Raw genomic sequence first — 16,007 nt, 5'->3', positions numbered from 1 at the left:
TGAATAATAGATATTTATTACTTTTTATGAGGTTTTATGAAGTTATATGTAAAAGATTTGGACACCGGAGAAAAAGTGTATTTGCAACAAACTGCAAAAGATAGAGAACAGCTGGTAAAGGTTTTAGGGTCGGAAAAATTTAAAGTACAAAATAAAATATACTTCGTTGAGAATGTACAAGCAGAAATTGATAGTAAAACTGCTCCAGCCATGGCCCTTGGTGGCGTAATTGGGGTTTTGGGAGGAGTGCCAGGCGTATTAATAGGAGGATTAATAGGAGGGTTACTTGGTAATAACTCTGATGAAGAAGATAAATTAAAAGTTGCGAATTTTAACCGGAGTAGACATGTACAAAAGAATTAACTTTGGGCTTCTATTTGTAATGATATTACTATTCTGTTTCTCGTTCTTTTATATTTCAAATAAAAAGCTGATAAACGTGAGTATTAGGCAAGTGTTAGAGTGGAAAGAGTTGAATTTATCAATATGGATATTAGTATCGATTTCCTTTTTTATTCATTATTTGGCAGAAAAAAATAATAAGATAAATTATTCAGGTTTGATCTATAAGCACTTCGGTATTTTTGCAGATTCAGCTTTTGCGGCAATAACTTATGGCTTAGCCGCAACTACTTCAGCCGCTATTTTGAAAGGAGTATATATTCAGCAGTTTTTTGGCGATGTAGTTTATTTTAACAACTTTAGTTCGTTAGATATTAATTCAATGCTAGTTGTATGTATTTTTCTGCTGGGTTACTCATTCTGGGCAACGGTTAAAGCGGTTATTAATGCGATACTACAAGGCCATTCTGAAGATGCTGTTCCGGTTTATGATTGAATATCTCACCCAACCGCCAATTTTCCAGCCTCATGCCACATTTCACTTGGCATGGGGTTGGTTCATTCCCACGTAATACTCATCGGCTGAGTGTCGTTGTGGCTTCGGTATTTAACCTCACCGTAGCATACAAATCTATAGTTTAGTTAGTAGATACAAAAGCTGACTTTTTTATTTAAGAGCCTAAACTTTAAAAGGTCTATGGCTTAATTTCTTTACTCAGCTCATTAACTAAATCATGTGTGAATGGCCAAGGAATTCCTCCTTTTCTAGTTAGCTCTTTTAAGTCAGGCGTAATTCTTTCAATATTTTTTGCTGCATTTAGATAAAGCCGATTTTGTTTTATGATGCTTTTTTCTAGTAATTCTAATCGCTCTCTTTCACTCTCGATTTCGTATTTTTGTACTGTGATTGATTCTAGTAGCAACTCTTTTTCATTTACTAGCAATTGAACTGCATCTCTGTCTTCATATAACTGCACTATTTCGGATTCTAATTTTAACTTCCTAAAAGAAAGTTCACTGACTTCACTCTCTAGGCTTTTATTAAATTGTTCAACTAATAACTTTTTTTCTTTTTGAAAAGCCTTAATAGCACTTTCTTTATTTTCTTTAATGGTAAAATTTTTAACACTGTTTAATTGATTAATATCTTCTAGTAGTTTTTTATTCTTATTTATTAAATCTTGGTTTTTAAAATTCAGTTCGCTTCTTAGTCTAGCTTCATACTCATCTATTTCATTTTTAAGATTTGATCTGGACGCTATGTTTTCATTTATCTGAGCTAGTTTTTGTGACGCATATTTAATATTTTCTACAAGCCCTTTATATTCTTTTCTATAAGCACTACGAATTTTATCTTCGTCGTTTTTTACAATCACCTCAAGATTATTTTTGGTATATGATAAATCTCGTAATTGCTCTTTGAGAAACGTTACGGCTGCATTTAAACTTGTCTTTTCTTGTTCGTATCTATTTAAAAACTCCCTTCTTTCAAACATTAAATCTTTAATTGATTGACGTTCATGTGCATGACATAGCTCACCTATAAATCCAGCAGGAGCAATACTCAGCCATTTTGCATTTGAGTTTTCAAATAAGTCACTCACTTCTTCTAATGTTATTACTTCAGAGGTAGGAACGAAATTACTAAAGTCGAACTCGATAGCGTTTTTATTTAGCCTTCTATATTCACTAGTTTTCTCAGTCCCGCAGAAATGTGATACTGCTATTTCAATTAAAATTTGCTCACCCTTTGAATAACCAATCACGTCAGGAATTCGTTTTGAATTATCAATGGGAGTTTCAATATCAACATTATCAAAAATAAGTGTAAAGTTATAAGGATCAAAGTTACCAATTGGTATTGTTAGCTTTTTATTGTTGTTGAGTACTTCTTTGGCTAACAAGTGAAGCTCTGTTTCGTAGCTCCATTTACAGTGTTTTGCTTTTTGATCATCTGGAGCATGGGCGAAATGGTTTGCTTGTACAGCTCCTTTTTTGGCAATTAACTGTGATCCGCAATCAATGCAAGTACAATTACATTTTAGGCCTCTTTGAACATCATCAATACTCGTGATCCAGTTTTGCTCATTGTATGCCCTCGTCATTTTATAGTTATGGCTCATCAAACATCCTTATTTTAAATTATCACCCAACTGCCAATTTCCCAGCCTCATGCCACATTTCACTTGGCATGGGGTTGGTTAACTCCCACGTTATATTCATCGGCTGACTGCCGTTGTGGCTTTGGTATTTAACTTCGCCGTAGTTTACAAATCCCATAGTTCGGCCGTTTTCGTCTTTGCCTTGTTCGCGCACAAATAGCAGGATGGTTTTGCCTGTTTTTTGATGCTCAATATAACTAAGGCCACGGCCGTGTTCAGGGCGGGCGCTGTTTTGCGTTTGCCAGTGGAACAGAGTAGGGCTAATTGCGTAGTCGTGATACAGCGTGGTGGGCGAGTAGGTTTTCTCACATTTATTGAGAGTGACGAATAGTAGCTCAAGGTTTTGGTCGTTAAATACAAGAACACCCTCACGAGCAGATGACTTTTGCTCAAATGTGTGAGCGCCAAATGCTGCGAGTATTTGCTGGCGCGTGTAGCGGCTGTGTAATTTTATTGCATGATTGGGTAAACATGCTAAATCGCTTTCTTGCTGGTGAATGCGGTTTATTAAAAGCGCTATCACTTGAGTAAGTTCGTACTGTAACTCTTGGTGTTTTAGTGCTTGTAAGCTTTGCTCAAGCGTTTTAAAACTTAAACTTGTGCCTGTGCTATCCCAAAAGTTGTAATGCGCCATAAGCGCGTACTGTTGATTTTGTGGCGTTGGGGTAAAGTTAAAATCGTTGTTACATAAATCACGTAAAAAGCATAAGTAACTGAGCGAGTCGCAGCCGAGTAACTGGGTGTTGATAGCGCGGTAATACGCGGCAGAAATATCGGCTTGGTCTGCGGGTATTTCATCACCTTTTAGCCAGTGCCAGCCACCTATCTTGCCGTCTTTTGGTTTGTAAATATCTTCCAGCGTGACTTGCGGATTTATGCGTAAAAAGTTACTGAGCGTAAGGGCGTCATTGGTGTGTTGCGAGTAGCTATTTATAAGCTGCTGTAAACGGCGTTTAGAGTTTATAGCTTGCTGAATATTTTTTAAAATTGTTTTTTGCGTGCGCTTTTGTAGCTCTATACGGCAACCCAGTGGTAAGTGCGGGAAGTTGTTTTCAATCTCGGTTTTTATTGGCTGGTTGCTTTTACCAATCAATGCGCGGAATTTACTGGCAAAGTCGTATTCAGGACGGGCATTACCGACAAAGTCGAGTACAGTACAGCACTGCTTTGATCTACTTAAAGAAAAGCTATTATCAGGTAAGCGAAGGCCACGGCCGAGTTGCTGTAAAAACAGTGTTAGGCTTTCAGTTGGGCGTAAAAATAGCAGGGTATCGACTTCTGGAATATCGACACCTTCGTTAAAAATATCAACCACGCAAAGTATTTGTATTTCGCCTTGGCGCAGTGCTTGCTGTTTGGCCGCGCGCTCATTAGTATTTTTGCTAGTTAGCACATCGGCGTTTATGCCCGCTAAGTTAAATTTAGACGCCATAAACTCTGCGTGTTTTTGGCTAACGCAAAATGCTAGCGCTTTAATGCTGTGAACATTAGTTACTATATCAGCAAGGCTGTATATAATTTTGTTAGCGCGGCTGTTTTCCCCTGTATAAAGGTTACTTAGCTCGCTGATATCGTAACGGCCACCTCGCCATGTTATTTGACTTAGGTCGATATCGTCATCTAGTCCAAAGTATTGAAATGGGCATAAATGGCGTTGATTTATTGCTTCTGGCAAGCGAATTTCAGCGGCTATTACGCCGCAAAAATCATCGAGTATATTTGCGCCATCTTGTCGCTCTGGTGTTGCGGTTAAGCCAAGTAATATTGTGGGTGTAAAGTAACTTAAAATAGCGCGATAACTTGCAGCGCTTACGTGATGTACTTCGTCTATTACTATGAAGTCGTAGTAATCATGCGTTAAATTAAGCGATTCAATTTGGCTATTCAGTGTTTGGATTGACGCAAATAATTGGTTGTAACGCTGCGGTTTGTAGTTACCCACCCAGAGCTCACCAAAGTCATTATTTTTAAGCACACCACGGTAAGCACTTTGCGCTTGTTTGAGTATTTCTTCGCGGTGGGCAACAAACAAAAAGTGTGCGTTTGGGTTTTTATCGTAAACGGTTTTAAAGTCGAACGCCGATATAATGGTTTTACCCGTGCCCGTTGCAGCAACCACTAAATTTTTAAAGCGGTTATGCACGCTACGTTCAACGCTTAGTTTTTCTAAAATAGCGAGCTGGTGCGTTTTTGGTGTTATATCAAAATAAAACTGGCTGCTTGCTTGGCCAACACCGCGTTGCTCATTAAGTGAATTTATGAGTTTTTCTTTACATTTAGCTTTGCCAGTAAACAGCTCGAAATCTGGCGACTGCCAATAGGTTTCAAAGGTACTTTTGGTTTTAGCTATGATGTGCGGAATTTCTTGCGCGGTAATTTTTAAGTTCCACTCAAGGCCGCTGGTAAGCGCCGAATGCGATAAATTAGACGAGCCAATATAACCGGTATGAAAACCCGTATTACGCATAAACAAGTAAGATTTTGCGTGTAAGCGCTCTTGCTGATTGTTGTAACTCAGCTTTACCTCGGTATTTGGCAAGTTTGCTAAAAACTCAACCGCTTTAGCATCTGTTGCACCCATGTACGAGGTGGTAATTACTTTGAGTTTATTGCCACTCTTGGTAAACGCTTCCAGTTCATTTTTAAATATGCGCAGCCCCGTCCATTTTATAAATGAGACAAGCCAGTAAATCGTATCGGCAGATTTTATTTCACGCTTTAGCTCGGTTTCGAGTGAGATCCCCGCATTCGCGCCGCTAAATAATTCGCTTTGGGTAAGCCCTGTTAGCGGGAATATATCTTTGGAGTAATCTTTAAGATTTGCAGCAATGGGATTTTGAGTATTAAACAATGCGGTAAGGATGCGGCCTTGGCTGTCGATAAGATTTTCGTTGATCAGCTCATCATCGCGGATATGCTCTTTAAGCCACAGCACTAGGCTGTTTGCTAGGTTTATTTGCTCCTGCAAACGCTCGTCTGAATTTGGGATAGCATCAATTGCATGTTCAACAAGCTTGCCTAAAAAGCGCGAAAGCCACGTTGCAGCCTCAGCCGATTCTAGTTGGCGCTCACCCACGTAAAATTGATCGCGATTTAAATTTTGCTCAATTACTTGTGTAATTAACTGCTCGTAAATACCAATCTGTTGCATTAAATCGCTCCCTGTTTGCGAGCATTCAGTTTACTAAAAAATGCAATGTAAACAAGCAATAAGTGAGAGTGAATTGAGGAGTGCTGTAAAAGCACTCTAGTCGCCATGTGATATTTAGGGTACTTGAAATTAAAAACAATATGCGGGGTTAGAGTTGTATACTAACCCGTCAAATAGTTAAGGAACTCGTCTTTGGAAGCGAACACCTTAAACATTTTATTTGTTTGTATTTCAGTTTGATTTAACAACCAATCAAAAGCCTCTTTTTTATAGCCCTTTCCATCGAAAACAATAACCACCGTTTCTTCTGGTGCATTATTTAATGACTCATAAAAGAATGGAAATTTTTGATCAACTGAGCCACTTTGTACTTGTCGATGGGCTTCAACTCTTAACAGCCCTTTGATTTTATGATGTATTAAAAAGGTACTATGGCGTGTACTGCCGTACATATCTTGGTAGGCTGCACGCTTTATATACTTTTGTGGTTGTGGTTGAGTGTCGTGACACTCAAGAAAGCCTATTAAGGTTAGATCTTCTTCAAGCTCGGTACAAAACTTACGGTTTGATTCTTGCGGTGATCCCGTTTGCTCGTTTTTATCGGGTATTTCATCAAATAATGGTAATTGACCATCCATGTAATTATTCTCCTTTTAATTGAACAATTAACATACTAAATAAAAGGCAGTTTTTCAATATGACATATATCTGGTTAGTTCATGGGTTTGTTGGTAGGAGCGAGCTTTAGCTGCGATGTTTGCTTTAGATATTTATTGTTGCGCTAAAGCACGAGCTACAAAATCGCGGGGTAAACCCGCGCGAGGTAAACTCCCGCCTACATTGACCATCAAACTTTAATAGGCGCTGTACTTTCACATTCCCCACAGACTAATGAGTAAGACTCTTTGCGTTTGCTCACTTTGGTATTGGTGCTGCTACATTGAGGGCAGGGCGTTTTCATTGGTGTGTTTGTTTTGCAATTGCCGCAGGTGGCAAAGTACCCGTATCGGCCTGAGCGGGGTTGAAGGTCTGTTTTATTGCCACATTTTTTACAGGCCAAATCTATTTGGTTAATTGTACACGATTGCTCCGCGGGGATTGGCGGAGTAAACGTTGGTTCAATCTGTATGGGTTTTTCTTGATAAATTGGGGTTGGTTCGTTGATCTCTTCAGCCAATATTTTAGGCTCTACGTGTGCGGGGGATAATAAGTTTTGGTCTAAAATAAATTGGCAAATTCTGGCTAAGCTTTCTTCACTAAACCATGGACGTGTATTTTTTGAAAAAAGATGCAAAGCATTAGGTATTGATGCTGGCAGTTTCATTATCTCAAGCAATTTATCGGCAATAAACTCTGATTTTACAAGCCGAGTAGCAATATCTTGTGGGGCTTTGTTGCGTTGGATAATTGCATTACTAGATATGGCACAAATGCTATGCCATTCGCGACCACCAAAGTTTTGCTGTATTTTGCCAAATATTTTTGGGAGCAGTTGTGGGGCATTGTCTCTCATCAGGCTTTTTAATAATGCTTGCTGTAACTCAACTTGTTTGATTGGCGATGGCATGCCTTGCCATTGACCACGGTAACTACGACTCCATTCTTGATGTTCATTAATAGAGACTTCCCCGGTGATGCTTTTAGATTCAATAAGAATAAAACCATAGGTGTAAGCGATTAAGTGGTCTACTTGTGCGGTTTCACCATTATGTTTGAATTTTACATCGTTGAATACAAAAACTTGTGGATGATCTTTAAACGCGCGACGCAGATAAAACGCTACATCGAGCTCTTGTTTTTGGCCAGCTTGTATTTTGGGTGAAGTAGAGGTTATGAGGGTTTTATCTTTTAAAATCATGAGGAGTCCTTTTCAATCATGTATTTGCATATAATAACATTGAAGTACCTAATAAAAATACTGGTCTGATTGATTTGCTTCAAAATATGTCAGCATATTTAAAGGGAAGCGTAAACATTTTCGCGCTAAAGCACTACCTACAAAATCGCGGGGTAAACCCGCTGCTACGGGTGTTTAAATTTTATAAGCTGGGCTTTATGCCGCGCAAATTAAAGCACCATAAAACGCAAACTTGCGCGAGGTAAACTCGCGCCTACGGGTTTGGTTTATTGTTCATCAACTAGCTCTACAAACAATCACAGCTAAAGCTGGTTCCTGCGGTGTTATATACCATCAAAATGATATGAGAACATCAATTAAGTGTCGTATGTTTGCATTGTTAAAGTGTCGTATGTTTGCTATATTTTATTTAAGCAACGAGAGTAATTAATATGACAATAGCGAGTAAAGTAACCACAAGAATAAATCGCTCTAAGCGTTATGTTTTTGAGCGCACTGATTTTGCTGATATTGCTGGTTATGATCAAGTTGGCCGTGTATTAAAAAAGCTGGTTGATAGTGGTCAATTGTTACGTATTGGGTATGGGCTTTATACCAAAGCGCGAGAAAATCGCATTACTGGTAAGTTAATGCCTGCATCACCTGCGGGTGCAGATGGAGTCATTTTAGAGGCTATTGAAAAGCTGGGTGTTGAGTATCAATTTGATGAATTTTCACAACGCAGTCTTAATGGTGAAAGCTTACAGGTTCCCGCTTCATTTAAAATAATGACCAGCAGTCGATTTAAGCGCAAGATTGTTGTAAATAATAGCGCTATCAATGCGAATTGATAGCGATTTATTTTTAGATGTAGCTGATGCTCTTGGTATGGGTAACCCTGCCATTGTTGAAAAAGATTATTACGTAGTTATATTACTTAAGCTACTTTCAGAGTTATCTTTTGATACGCATTCTTTAGTTTTTTCAGGTGGTACGGCATTAACAAAGTCAGGTATTAAAACTCATCGAATGTCTGAAGATGTTGATATAAAAATCATTCCTAAAGATTTATCTGCCAATACTTCTAAAGCCAAAAGAAGAAAGGCTAGAAAGGCGCTCCATTTACAGCTAATTGCTGCAATTAATTCAGATGATTATTTTTCTGTAGAAAATACTCCAACCGTGTTCGATGAATATCGATATCAACAAATTGATATTCGCTATCCTCAAGCCCATTCAAAAGCTCCATGCTTACGACCGTTTATTAAATTAGAGCTTATAGAAACGTTACTTTTTGATAATGTGCAAAGCCGCAATATATCTTCTTTAGTGAACGAGGTAACTCAACAGTCACCAGAAGTGTCACTGATGGATTTTTCTAGTATTAAGAGTACACAAGCTGAAAAATTAGTGTCTATGCTCAGGCGGACAGCGAGCTTTGTACGTGATAATAAAAGAGACGATGATCCTGCACTAATTCGCCATATTTATGATACGTATTATATTCAACAAGCTGGATTGGCGAATGTTCAAGATGTGGTGCCTTTAGTACAAAAAGTCATCGCGGAAGATATTACTCGTTATGCAAATCAGCATGCTGAATTTATGGAAAATCCAATTACTGAACTTAGGTTCGCTTTAGGTGTATTACAAGCGAATCCACTTTATGAAGTACGTTTTAATAAATATGTCGTGCCAATGGTTTATGGTAATCATAGCCTTAATTGGGAGCATGCATTTGATGTATTTAAGTTATATTGCTATCAAGTATTAAAAAATCTAAAGCTTTAATTGCTGTTGCCAACGCGACATTAACCATCAAATTTGAAATTAAAAGCCAAAGCGCGAGGTAAACTCCCGCCTACGGGTTTGGTTTATTGTTCATCAACTAGCTCTACAAAAATCACAGCTAAAGCTGGTTCCTACGATATCGGTTGTTGGTAGGAGTGAGCTTTAGCCGCGATGATTGCTTTAGCATTTATTGTCGCGCTAAAGCACGACCTACAAAATCGCGGGGATTTGTCGGCGGCGGGGCCTTACGCCGCGCAAATTTAAATGTCATAAAACGCAAACCTGCGCGAGTTAAGCTTCCGCCTACGGGTTTGGTTTATTTTTCAGTAGCTCTACAAACAATCACAGCTAAAGCTGTTTCCTACGATATTTGGGTAGTTCATGGGGTGTTGGTAGGAGTGAGCTTTAGCTGCGATGATTGCTTTAGTATTTATTGTTGCGCTAAAGCACGAGCTACAAAATCGCGGGGTAAACCCGCTGCTACGGGTGTTTAAATTTTGTTTGCGGGGCTTTATGTTGTGTAAATTTAAATGTTATAAAACGCAAACCTGCGCGAGGTAAACTCCCGCCTACGGGTTTGGTTTATTGGTCATCACCTAGCTCTACAAAAATCACAGCTAAAGCGGGTTCCTACTATATAGGTTGATGGTAGGAGTGAGCTTTAGCTGCGATGATTGCTTTAGCATTTATTGTCGCGCTAAAGCACGACCTACAAAAGCGTGGGGCTTTTTTGTAGGTGGGGCTTTATGCCGCGCAAATAAAGCACCATAAAACGCAAACTTGCGCGAGGTAAACTCCCGCCTACGGGTTTTGATCGTTTACTTTATTCTTTTTAAATACCTGTTAATTTAGCGCTACAACTTTTCCTTGTAGGCTGGGTGTTTGTGTAATTATGTCGTGTATTAAAGTTATTAATTGCTCAGCTGTGGCTGATGGCTTGTTGAAATGCGGCCATAGTGCATAAATAGGCCTTGCAGGGATCGCGATTGGTGACGTTATATAACTAAATTGGTTTTTATGTGTAATGCTGTCAATTTCGCTCATGGGTAGCAGCCCTACACCATAGCCTGATTCAACCATATTTTTAGCGATGGTAATATCAAAACAAAAGCTGATGTGTGCATACTCTTCTTTAAGTAGTTTAAGTAAACCCGTTGGAAGTTGTGATTCTGCATAAGGGAGCACTAGTCGCGACAGTGGCGCCTGGTGTTTTACGACAAACTTAATCGCTATATTGCCTAGGCGTTTTTGAAAGTAGCTTGAGTCTTGCTGCTCGCCTACGCGAATAGCTAAATCAAAGCGTTTTTGGCTTAATTGGCTATTCGTGTTGCTTGGATAAATGTGTAGATTAAGCGCTAAATTATTAGCTGAAAATGCATTGAGTGCAGGCATTAATGGCCCAGCAATAATATTTTGTGGGCACAGCAAGTAAAAATCACTGGCCTCAAGTGTGGGCGAGTTTAGTTGATTTAAATGCGTGTTGAGCGTTAATACCTGCTCGGCCAGTTCATTATAAAGCTGCTCACCTTTTGCTGTGAGCACAATCCCTCTGGCGGTACGTTGTAGTAAGGGATTGCCTAACTTTTCTTCTAAAGATTGAATACGTCGTGAAAGGGTTGATAAATTTAAGCTTAGATCTTTAGCTGTTTGGCTCATGCTTTTACGTCGTGCTATTTCTATAAATAAATGTAGATCGTCTAGCATATCAATTTCTCAATCTTAGTTTGCATTATCGTGACTGTTTGCACGCCATCTCTTTGCATATAGTAACGCCAAGGAGGTGTTATGAAAATTCATTTTGTGTTTACTGCGGTGTTCTCTTTTTTGATGTCGTTTTTGTTATCTGCTTGGGTAACCTACGTTAATTTAGGTTTAAGTGAAACATTTTTACACAGTTGGCTAATTGCATTTATTAATGCGTGGCCTGCGGCTTTTGTGGTGGCATTTACTGTTGCTCCACCTATTCGCTGTGTTGTTATTAAATTTTTCAATAGGGGTTTAAAATGATTAATATAGTGGCAAAAATCACGCCTAATGCGGCATTATTTACTGAGTGTAAAGGGCGTTTACAGCAAATGTTACAACCAACATTAGCAGAGCCAGGGTGTATTCGTTTTGAGTTATATGAAGATTTAGATCAACAGTGTTTATTTTTAATAGAAAAGTTTGCATCACAAGATGCACTTGATGAACATTACCAGCAACCGTATGTGAAAGAGGTGTTCGCATTTTATGAATCAGCCCTTGCGTTACCTGTAGAGATTAATAAATTACACATGATTTAAACTTTAAGCGGGCAGATTATCTGCCCTGTGCTCAAGCGTTCTGCAATGTATTTTTTACTGGTTTTTTTCCTGATTTAATATCTACAATAGCGCTAAAATCTCTTTCGCTTTATCTCTGGTCAAGCAAGTGCTCATTGGGCTTTTTTTAAAGCGTTTTGCTGATGCTGTTTGCAGCTCCCCTGCGTATTTAATTTCTTTAGATTGAACAACGACTCTGCATGAAACGTTATGACCGTTTTCTGTGTAGCGCAGCTCTACTCTTTCTGATTTGTTAATTAAGTTTTTATAAGGGTAACCTTCATCAGTATTTATTTTTGATGTGGTTGTAGGTGCTGTATGAGCGAGACCACTGAATAAAAAGAAAGCTAATACTATTAGGTTTTTCATAAGTTATATTCCTGTTTTCGGATGGCTGACTGGGTGAGTATTGCGTGTATAAAAAATACTGACAAACGATTAAAAGTTACCTATGCTTAATTTTTTCTTAACTTGGGTGAGCTGTGAATTTACCGCCATTAAAAAGTCTTTGGTATTTTAAGCATGCTGCAGAGTTGGGAAGCTTTAAGCTTGCGGCTGAAAAATTATTTGTGAGTCAAGCAGCTGTAAGTCAGCAAATTCGATTGTTAGAGGCGAATTTACAGTGTGAGTTATTTACTCGTCATACTCGATTTGTTGCGCTAACCCGTCAAGGTGAGCAATTATTACCACATGTTTTAAAAGGCTTTAGTTGCTTACAAAATGGTGTAAATTCATTACGCCAAGATGAACAACCCCATTGTTTAAACTTATCAGTATTACCTTCATTTGCCAGTGGCTGGTTGTTGCAACATGTCAGTGGTTTTCAACGTGCTTATCCGGGTATTCATTTACGCATTGACCCCAGTGACCATCATGCTAATTTTTCTCAGGGGCATGTTGATTTAGGGATACGGTTTGGTTTAGGTAATTACAGTGATGTACATAGTGAACTGCTGGCTGATGACAGCTTATTTTTAGCTTATAAGCCTGGTCTACTTGATGTTAATTTGCCGCTTAAAGAGCAGTTGCTTAAACAAAACATTATTATGGATATTTGCCCCGATGCTGAGCAAGGATGGCAAACCTTAATCACTAGCTTGGGAGTTTGTCCAGCATCAGTTCCTGTATTTTTAGAAATAGATAATGCCGCATTAGTGATTCAAGCTACTTTAGCTGGCCAGGGGATTGCTTTAGTTAGGCGGCGTTTAATTGAGTCGCATATTAAATTAGGGCAGCTGGCTTTATTTCCTGGTTTTGAGTATGCGTGTAGTTATAAATATTATTTAGTGGGTCCGAAAGATCACTTTAAATGGGAAAAGGTCATTGCGTTTAAAGAATGGCTGTTGTCACAATTTAAACAAGATGATGAGGCGTTTAAACCGTATTTGTAATCAGGTAGTGTTTAATATTTGGGGCTTGGGGATACATAAACGCAGTGTACTTTAATAGCGATGATTGCTTTGTGTATTTATTGTCGCGCTAAAGCACGACTTACAAAAGTGCTAGGATTTGTCGTAGGCGGGGCTTTATGCCGCGCAAATTAAAGCACCATAAATGCAAACAGCGCGAGGTAAACTCCTGCCTACGGTTTTGGTTTATTTTTCAGTAACTCTACAAACAATCACAGCTAAAGCTGGTTCCTACGATATTTGGTTAGTTCATGGGTTTGTTGGTAGGAGCGAGCTTTAGCTGCGATGATTGCTTTAGGTATTTATTGTCGCGCTAAAGCGCGACCTACAAAAGTGCTAGGATTTGTCGTAGGCGGGGCTTTATGCCGCGCAAATAAAGCACCATTAAGCGCAACCTGCGCGAGGTAAATTCCCGCCTACGGGTTTGGTTTATTGTTCATCAACTAGCTCTATAAACAATCACAGCTAAAGCTGGTTCCTACGATATGGGTTGATGGTAGGAGTGAGCTTTAGCCACGATGATTGCTTTAGCATTTATTGTCGCGCTAAAGCACGACCTAAAAAATCGCGGGGTAAACCCGCTGCTACGGGTGCTTAAATTTTGTTTGCGGGGCTTTACGCCGCGCAAATAAAGCACCATTAAATGTAAACAGCGCGAGGTAAACTCCCGCCTACGGGTTTGGTTTTCACTCGCTAACAACCCCTATTCGATGCCTAGTAACTGATTAGACCTCTTTTGAGTACTTTATTGTATTTAAACTCGCTAAACTGTTTTTATATTCAAAGATTTGGTGATGCAAAAAAAGCCTTCGTCGCTTTCTACAAATATTGTTTAAGAGGTGTAAATGTATAAAAGGCAGGCGGGTAGGTCGAAGGTCATTTTTTTAGTACTTTTGGCGGTGTTAATTTTGGTTGTGGGAGTTAATTTATTTATTAACTCGTTCGATTCACAAGACACGCGAGTATATGCAGAGCCAATTGAAGCACTTGTGGAAAATGTGTATGTAAACTATGAGGATTTTAAGCCAGCAACGGCCCCGATCGTGAATAAAATAAAACCTGAGCACGTTGAAAAGCGTTTACGGCGTAATATTAACACTATAAAGCATGAAGCTCCCCCGCATATAGAGCATACTCCTCACCAATGGCTGGCGGTTAACCCTACATCAGAACAAAAACGGTTATGTAGTTTATTGGAGCGCCCACCACTTAAATTTACTAAAATATACGACCCAGATACTAAGCGTTATATGAGTAGGTATTACGATTTTTTTGAAATTAATATTTCGGTGTTATCTCGCGGTGAATATAGGCCACTTGAGCACTATTTTCCAGAGCAATTTGTTGATGATATAAAATGGGAGCTGCGCAGAAACTTATTGTTTGTTTATCAGGAGTATATAGATTGGTTTGGAGCAGAGAACTTATCCAAAAGTGTTATAGACTTAAAAGTAACGCTTAATGATACGCAATACTTTAATGAGTTAGTTAAGCATGGCGCCGAAAGTTCAGTAAATAACCCTGGAGTGTATATCCCTTGGATTCATCAGGCTTATATTAATTTACCTCGCTATGAGAATGGTTACCTAAATCGCACATTGTTTATAGATATACTGACACACGAAGCTGTACATGCCATTAACTTTGTACAATTTGGGTATATGCAGCGCTGGGCACAAGAGGGACTGGCTCAGTATTTTGCTTATCGTTCTGAAAGTGGCGAACATCTTGCCTCTTTGCGAATTGATGAGTGGGATAAGCGCACAGGTTCTATGAGTCAGCCCTTTATAATGGAGGATTTGATTATACCCAATAAATCTTGGCAAGAAGATGAAGCCATATTGTATGCATCGAGCCTTGTGTATACGCAGTATTTTAGTAGTTTACCAAAAGATAAAAACCCTTTTATTTCGTTTTTATATAATGAAATGTTGCCGCGTTGCTCAACGGTGAACGAAGAAAATACTATCGATCTACTCGATCCGGAAAATATGTTAAACAGTGATTTTTTCAATTGGTTTGAAAAAAATGTTTATCAGTATAACAAGTAGCAGGCTTATCGTAGGTGAGATTTTATGCAGTGCTAATTGGGGATCACTTATTTTGATAGTCGCCTTTGTCTAGGCCTTCAAAATAAGCTTGATAACGCCCCGTTTGTTTAAACTGTAATAAATGATGATTAAATATGACTAATAGCTCTTTGCTATAAACGGAGTTCTTTGGGAATAATAAAAAGCTTTTATTTATTAGTAACGGTTTAGGGTGATGACTAATAACATTAGCAAGCTCAGGTAGTTGGTTGTTGAGTGCATAGTAGCCAACACTTTGTTCCTCAGCAAAGGCATCGATTCGGCCCATGGCTAAACGGCGAAAGTTTTGCTCTGTACTGCCAACGCGTGACATTTCAAAAAGCTCTTTTTCTAGTGCGTTATCAAACTCAGTGCCGTAGCTATAGCCAAGCCCGCCACCAAGTAAAAGGCCTTTTAAATCAGCTATATTTTTCCAGTCAAAATGGTGTTGTTTTTGGTAAAAAAACACAAATTTTTCACTGAGTACAGGCTCGCTATATAAATAAATTTTCGCTCTTTCTTCACTTAACATCCATACCGCGGTTGCCGCATACTTACCATTTACAGTATCGTGATACGCCCGTGACCAAGGTAAAAATGTAAAACTAACTTTAATGCCTGCTTGGGCAAAAATATCACTGATCAAATGAGCAACAACACCTTGATGAGGAAGTGATTCGCTCATAAAGGGCGGCCACTCACCAGCGCTTAGCTCTAATGTGGTTAGATCTGAATTCAAATTAGGGTTTAATACGGCCGGATCAGCGTTAGCGTTGTAGCTTATAAACAGCAGTAGCAACAGGGAAGTTGAGTATATATTGCGTATAAATTTAGTTGTAAACATACTGCCTTCCTTGTTGATTATTTACCCGCTTAAGATACTACCGCAGTGATTAAACAAAAGCGAATAGTAATCAAATGGGAGTGTGATAAGTTTGAAAGC

At 38.9% G+C, this 16,007-nt stretch carries 15 protein-coding genes; 8 read left to right on the top strand and 7 right to left on the bottom strand.

What is annotated here, in order from left to right; all coding sequences use genetic code 11:
• Positions 1-36 precede the first annotated feature (36 nt).
• Positions 37-363, top strand: coding sequence for a hypothetical protein (locus tag HH219_RS11490; protein ID WP_169327534.1), 327 nt, complete (start codon positions 37-39; stop codon positions 361-363).
• A gap of 76 nt (positions 364-439) precedes the next feature.
• A complete protein-coding gene (locus HH219_RS11485) occupies positions 440-838 on the top strand; it encodes a hypothetical protein (protein WP_169327533.1) in 399 nt (132 codons plus the stop codon).
• 199 nt (positions 839-1,037) lie between these two features.
• Here the strand turns inward: HH219_RS11485 and HH219_RS11480 are convergent, their stop codons facing one another.
• The 4 genes from HH219_RS11480 to HH219_RS11465 all read right to left on the bottom strand — a co-directional run bounded on the left by HH219_RS11480 (position 1,038) and on the right by HH219_RS11465 (position 7,513).
• A complete protein-coding gene (locus HH219_RS11480) occupies positions 1,038-2,465 on the bottom strand; it encodes a hypothetical protein (protein WP_169327532.1) in 1,428 nt (475 codons plus the stop codon).
• A 22-nt stretch (positions 2,466-2,487) separates the two neighbouring features.
• Positions 2,488-5,655 carry a DEAD/DEAH box helicase gene (locus HH219_RS11475; RefSeq protein WP_169327531.1) on the bottom strand — a complete coding sequence of 1,056 codons (3,168 nt, stop codon included), beginning with the start codon at positions 5,653-5,655 and terminating at the stop codon, positions 2,488-2,490.
• 161 nt (positions 5,656-5,816) lie between these two features.
• Positions 5,817-6,293, bottom strand: coding sequence for a PD-(D/E)XK nuclease superfamily protein (locus HH219_RS11470; protein ID WP_064435543.1), 477 nt, complete (start codon positions 6,291-6,293; stop codon positions 5,817-5,819).
• Between the two features lie 209 nt (positions 6,294-6,502).
• Positions 6,503-7,513: a nuclease-related domain-containing protein gene (locus HH219_RS11465; RefSeq protein WP_169327530.1), complete on the bottom strand. Its 1,011-nt coding sequence runs from the start codon at positions 7,511-7,513 to the stop codon at positions 6,503-6,505.
• A 431-nt stretch (positions 7,514-7,944) separates the two neighbouring features.
• On the opposite strand from HH219_RS11465, the gene HH219_RS11460 reads away from it, so the two are divergent.
• Together HH219_RS11460 and HH219_RS11455 are read left to right on the top strand one after the other, a co-directional pair.
• Positions 7,945-8,343 carry a DUF6088 family protein gene (locus HH219_RS11460; RefSeq protein ID WP_169327529.1) on the top strand — a complete coding sequence of 133 codons (399 nt, stop codon included), beginning with the start codon at positions 7,945-7,947 and terminating at the stop codon, positions 8,341-8,343.
• A complete protein-coding gene (locus HH219_RS11455) occupies positions 8,333-9,283 on the top strand; it encodes a nucleotidyl transferase AbiEii/AbiGii toxin family protein (RefSeq protein ID WP_169327528.1) in 951 nt (316 codons plus the stop codon). Before HH219_RS11460 ends, HH219_RS11455 begins: the two co-directional genes overlap by 11 nt.
• Before the next feature lie 843 nt (positions 9,284-10,126).
• Here the strand turns inward: HH219_RS11455 and HH219_RS11450 are convergent.
• A complete protein-coding gene (locus HH219_RS11450) occupies positions 10,127-10,987 on the bottom strand; it encodes a LysR family transcriptional regulator (protein ID WP_169327527.1) in 861 nt (286 codons plus the stop codon).
• Positions 10,988-11,068: 81 nt separating this feature from the next.
• Between HH219_RS11450 and HH219_RS11445 the strand changes: the two genes are divergently transcribed.
• Together HH219_RS11445 and HH219_RS11440 are read left to right on the top strand one after the other, a co-directional pair.
• Positions 11,069-11,290 carry a DUF2798 domain-containing protein gene (locus HH219_RS11445; RefSeq protein ID WP_169327526.1) on the top strand — a complete coding sequence of 74 codons (222 nt, stop codon included), beginning with the start codon at positions 11,069-11,071 and terminating at the stop codon, positions 11,288-11,290.
• On the top strand, positions 11,287-11,568 hold the full coding sequence (locus HH219_RS11440; RefSeq protein ID WP_169327525.1) for a putative quinol monooxygenase: 282 nt from the start codon (positions 11,287-11,289) through the stop codon (positions 11,566-11,568). The genes HH219_RS11445 and HH219_RS11440 overlap by 4 nt, the downstream gene beginning before the upstream one ends.
• A gap of 81 nt (positions 11,569-11,649) precedes the next feature.
• On the opposite strand, the gene HH219_RS11435 is transcribed toward HH219_RS11440, so the two are convergent.
• Positions 11,650-11,955: a hypothetical protein gene (locus HH219_RS11435; RefSeq protein ID WP_054452412.1), complete on the bottom strand. Its 306-nt coding sequence runs from the start codon at positions 11,953-11,955 to the stop codon at positions 11,650-11,652.
• A 113-nt stretch (positions 11,956-12,068) separates the two neighbouring features.
• Between HH219_RS11435 and HH219_RS11430 the strand changes: the two genes are divergently transcribed.
• Positions 12,069-12,977, top strand: coding sequence for a LysR substrate-binding domain-containing protein (locus tag HH219_RS11430; RefSeq protein ID WP_054452410.1), 909 nt, complete (start codon positions 12,069-12,071; stop codon positions 12,975-12,977).
• Between the two features lie 863 nt (positions 12,978-13,840).
• Positions 13,841-15,046 carry a hypothetical protein gene (locus tag HH219_RS11425; protein ID WP_169327524.1) on the top strand — a complete coding sequence of 402 codons (1,206 nt, stop codon included), beginning with the start codon at positions 13,841-13,843 and terminating at the stop codon, positions 15,044-15,046.
• Between the two features lie 43 nt (positions 15,047-15,089).
• Here HH219_RS11425 and HH219_RS11420 read toward each other — a convergent pair whose 3' ends face one another.
• The gene (locus tag HH219_RS11420) at positions 15,090-15,908 is read right to left on the bottom strand and encodes a transporter substrate-binding domain-containing protein (RefSeq protein WP_169327523.1); all 819 of its coding nucleotides are present in this window, start codon (positions 15,906-15,908) and stop codon (positions 15,090-15,092) included.
• Positions 15,909-16,007: the final 99 nt, after the last annotated feature.

This window comes from Pseudoalteromonas sp. NEC-BIFX-2020_015 (assembly GCF_012952265.1).
Taxonomy (GTDB): domain Bacteria; phylum Pseudomonadota; class Gammaproteobacteria; order Enterobacterales; family Alteromonadaceae; genus Pseudoalteromonas; species Pseudoalteromonas neustonica.
Note: the sequence above shows the minus strand (reverse complement) of the source record. Positions and strands in the feature narration are given on the sequence as shown.

Bases quoted from the DNA above. Each gene is read 5' to 3' on its own strand.
- HH219_RS11490 (WP_169327534.1), top strand. From the start codon at position 37: ATGAAGTTATATGTAAAAGATTTGGACACCGGAGAAAAAGTGTATTTG.
- HH219_RS11460 (WP_169327529.1), top strand. From the start codon at position 7,945: ATGACAATAGCGAGTAAAGTAACCACAAGAATAAATCGCTCTAAGCGT.
- HH219_RS11445 (WP_169327526.1), top strand. From the start codon at position 11,069: ATGAAAATTCATTTTGTGTTTACTGCGGTGTTCTCTTTTTTGATGTCG.
- HH219_RS11420 (WP_169327523.1), bottom strand. From the start codon at position 15,908: ATGTTTACAACTAAATTTATACGCAATATATACTCAACTTCCCTGTTG.
- HH219_RS11470 (WP_064435543.1), bottom strand. From the start codon at position 6,293: ATGGATGGTCAATTACCATTATTTGATGAAATACCCGATAAAAACGAG.
- HH219_RS11425 (WP_169327524.1), top strand. From the start codon at position 13,841: ATGTATAAAAGGCAGGCGGGTAGGTCGAAGGTCATTTTTTTAGTACTT.
- HH219_RS11480 (WP_169327532.1), bottom strand. From the start codon at position 2,465: ATGAGCCATAACTATAAAATGACGAGGGCATACAATGAGCAAAACTGG.
- HH219_RS11455 (WP_169327528.1), top strand. From the start codon at position 8,333: ATGCGAATTGATAGCGATTTATTTTTAGATGTAGCTGATGCTCTTGGT.
- HH219_RS11435 (WP_054452412.1), bottom strand. From the start codon at position 11,955: ATGAAAAACCTAATAGTATTAGCTTTCTTTTTATTCAGTGGTCTCGCT.
- HH219_RS11465 (WP_169327530.1), bottom strand. From the start codon at position 7,513: ATGATTTTAAAAGATAAAACCCTCATAACCTCTACTTCACCCAAAATA.
- HH219_RS11475 (WP_169327531.1), bottom strand. From the start codon at position 5,655: ATGCAACAGATTGGTATTTACGAGCAGTTAATTACACAAGTAATTGAG.
- HH219_RS11440 (WP_169327525.1), top strand. From the start codon at position 11,287: ATGATTAATATAGTGGCAAAAATCACGCCTAATGCGGCATTATTTACT.
- HH219_RS11450 (WP_169327527.1), bottom strand. From the start codon at position 10,987: ATGCTAGACGATCTACATTTATTTATAGAAATAGCACGACGTAAAAGC.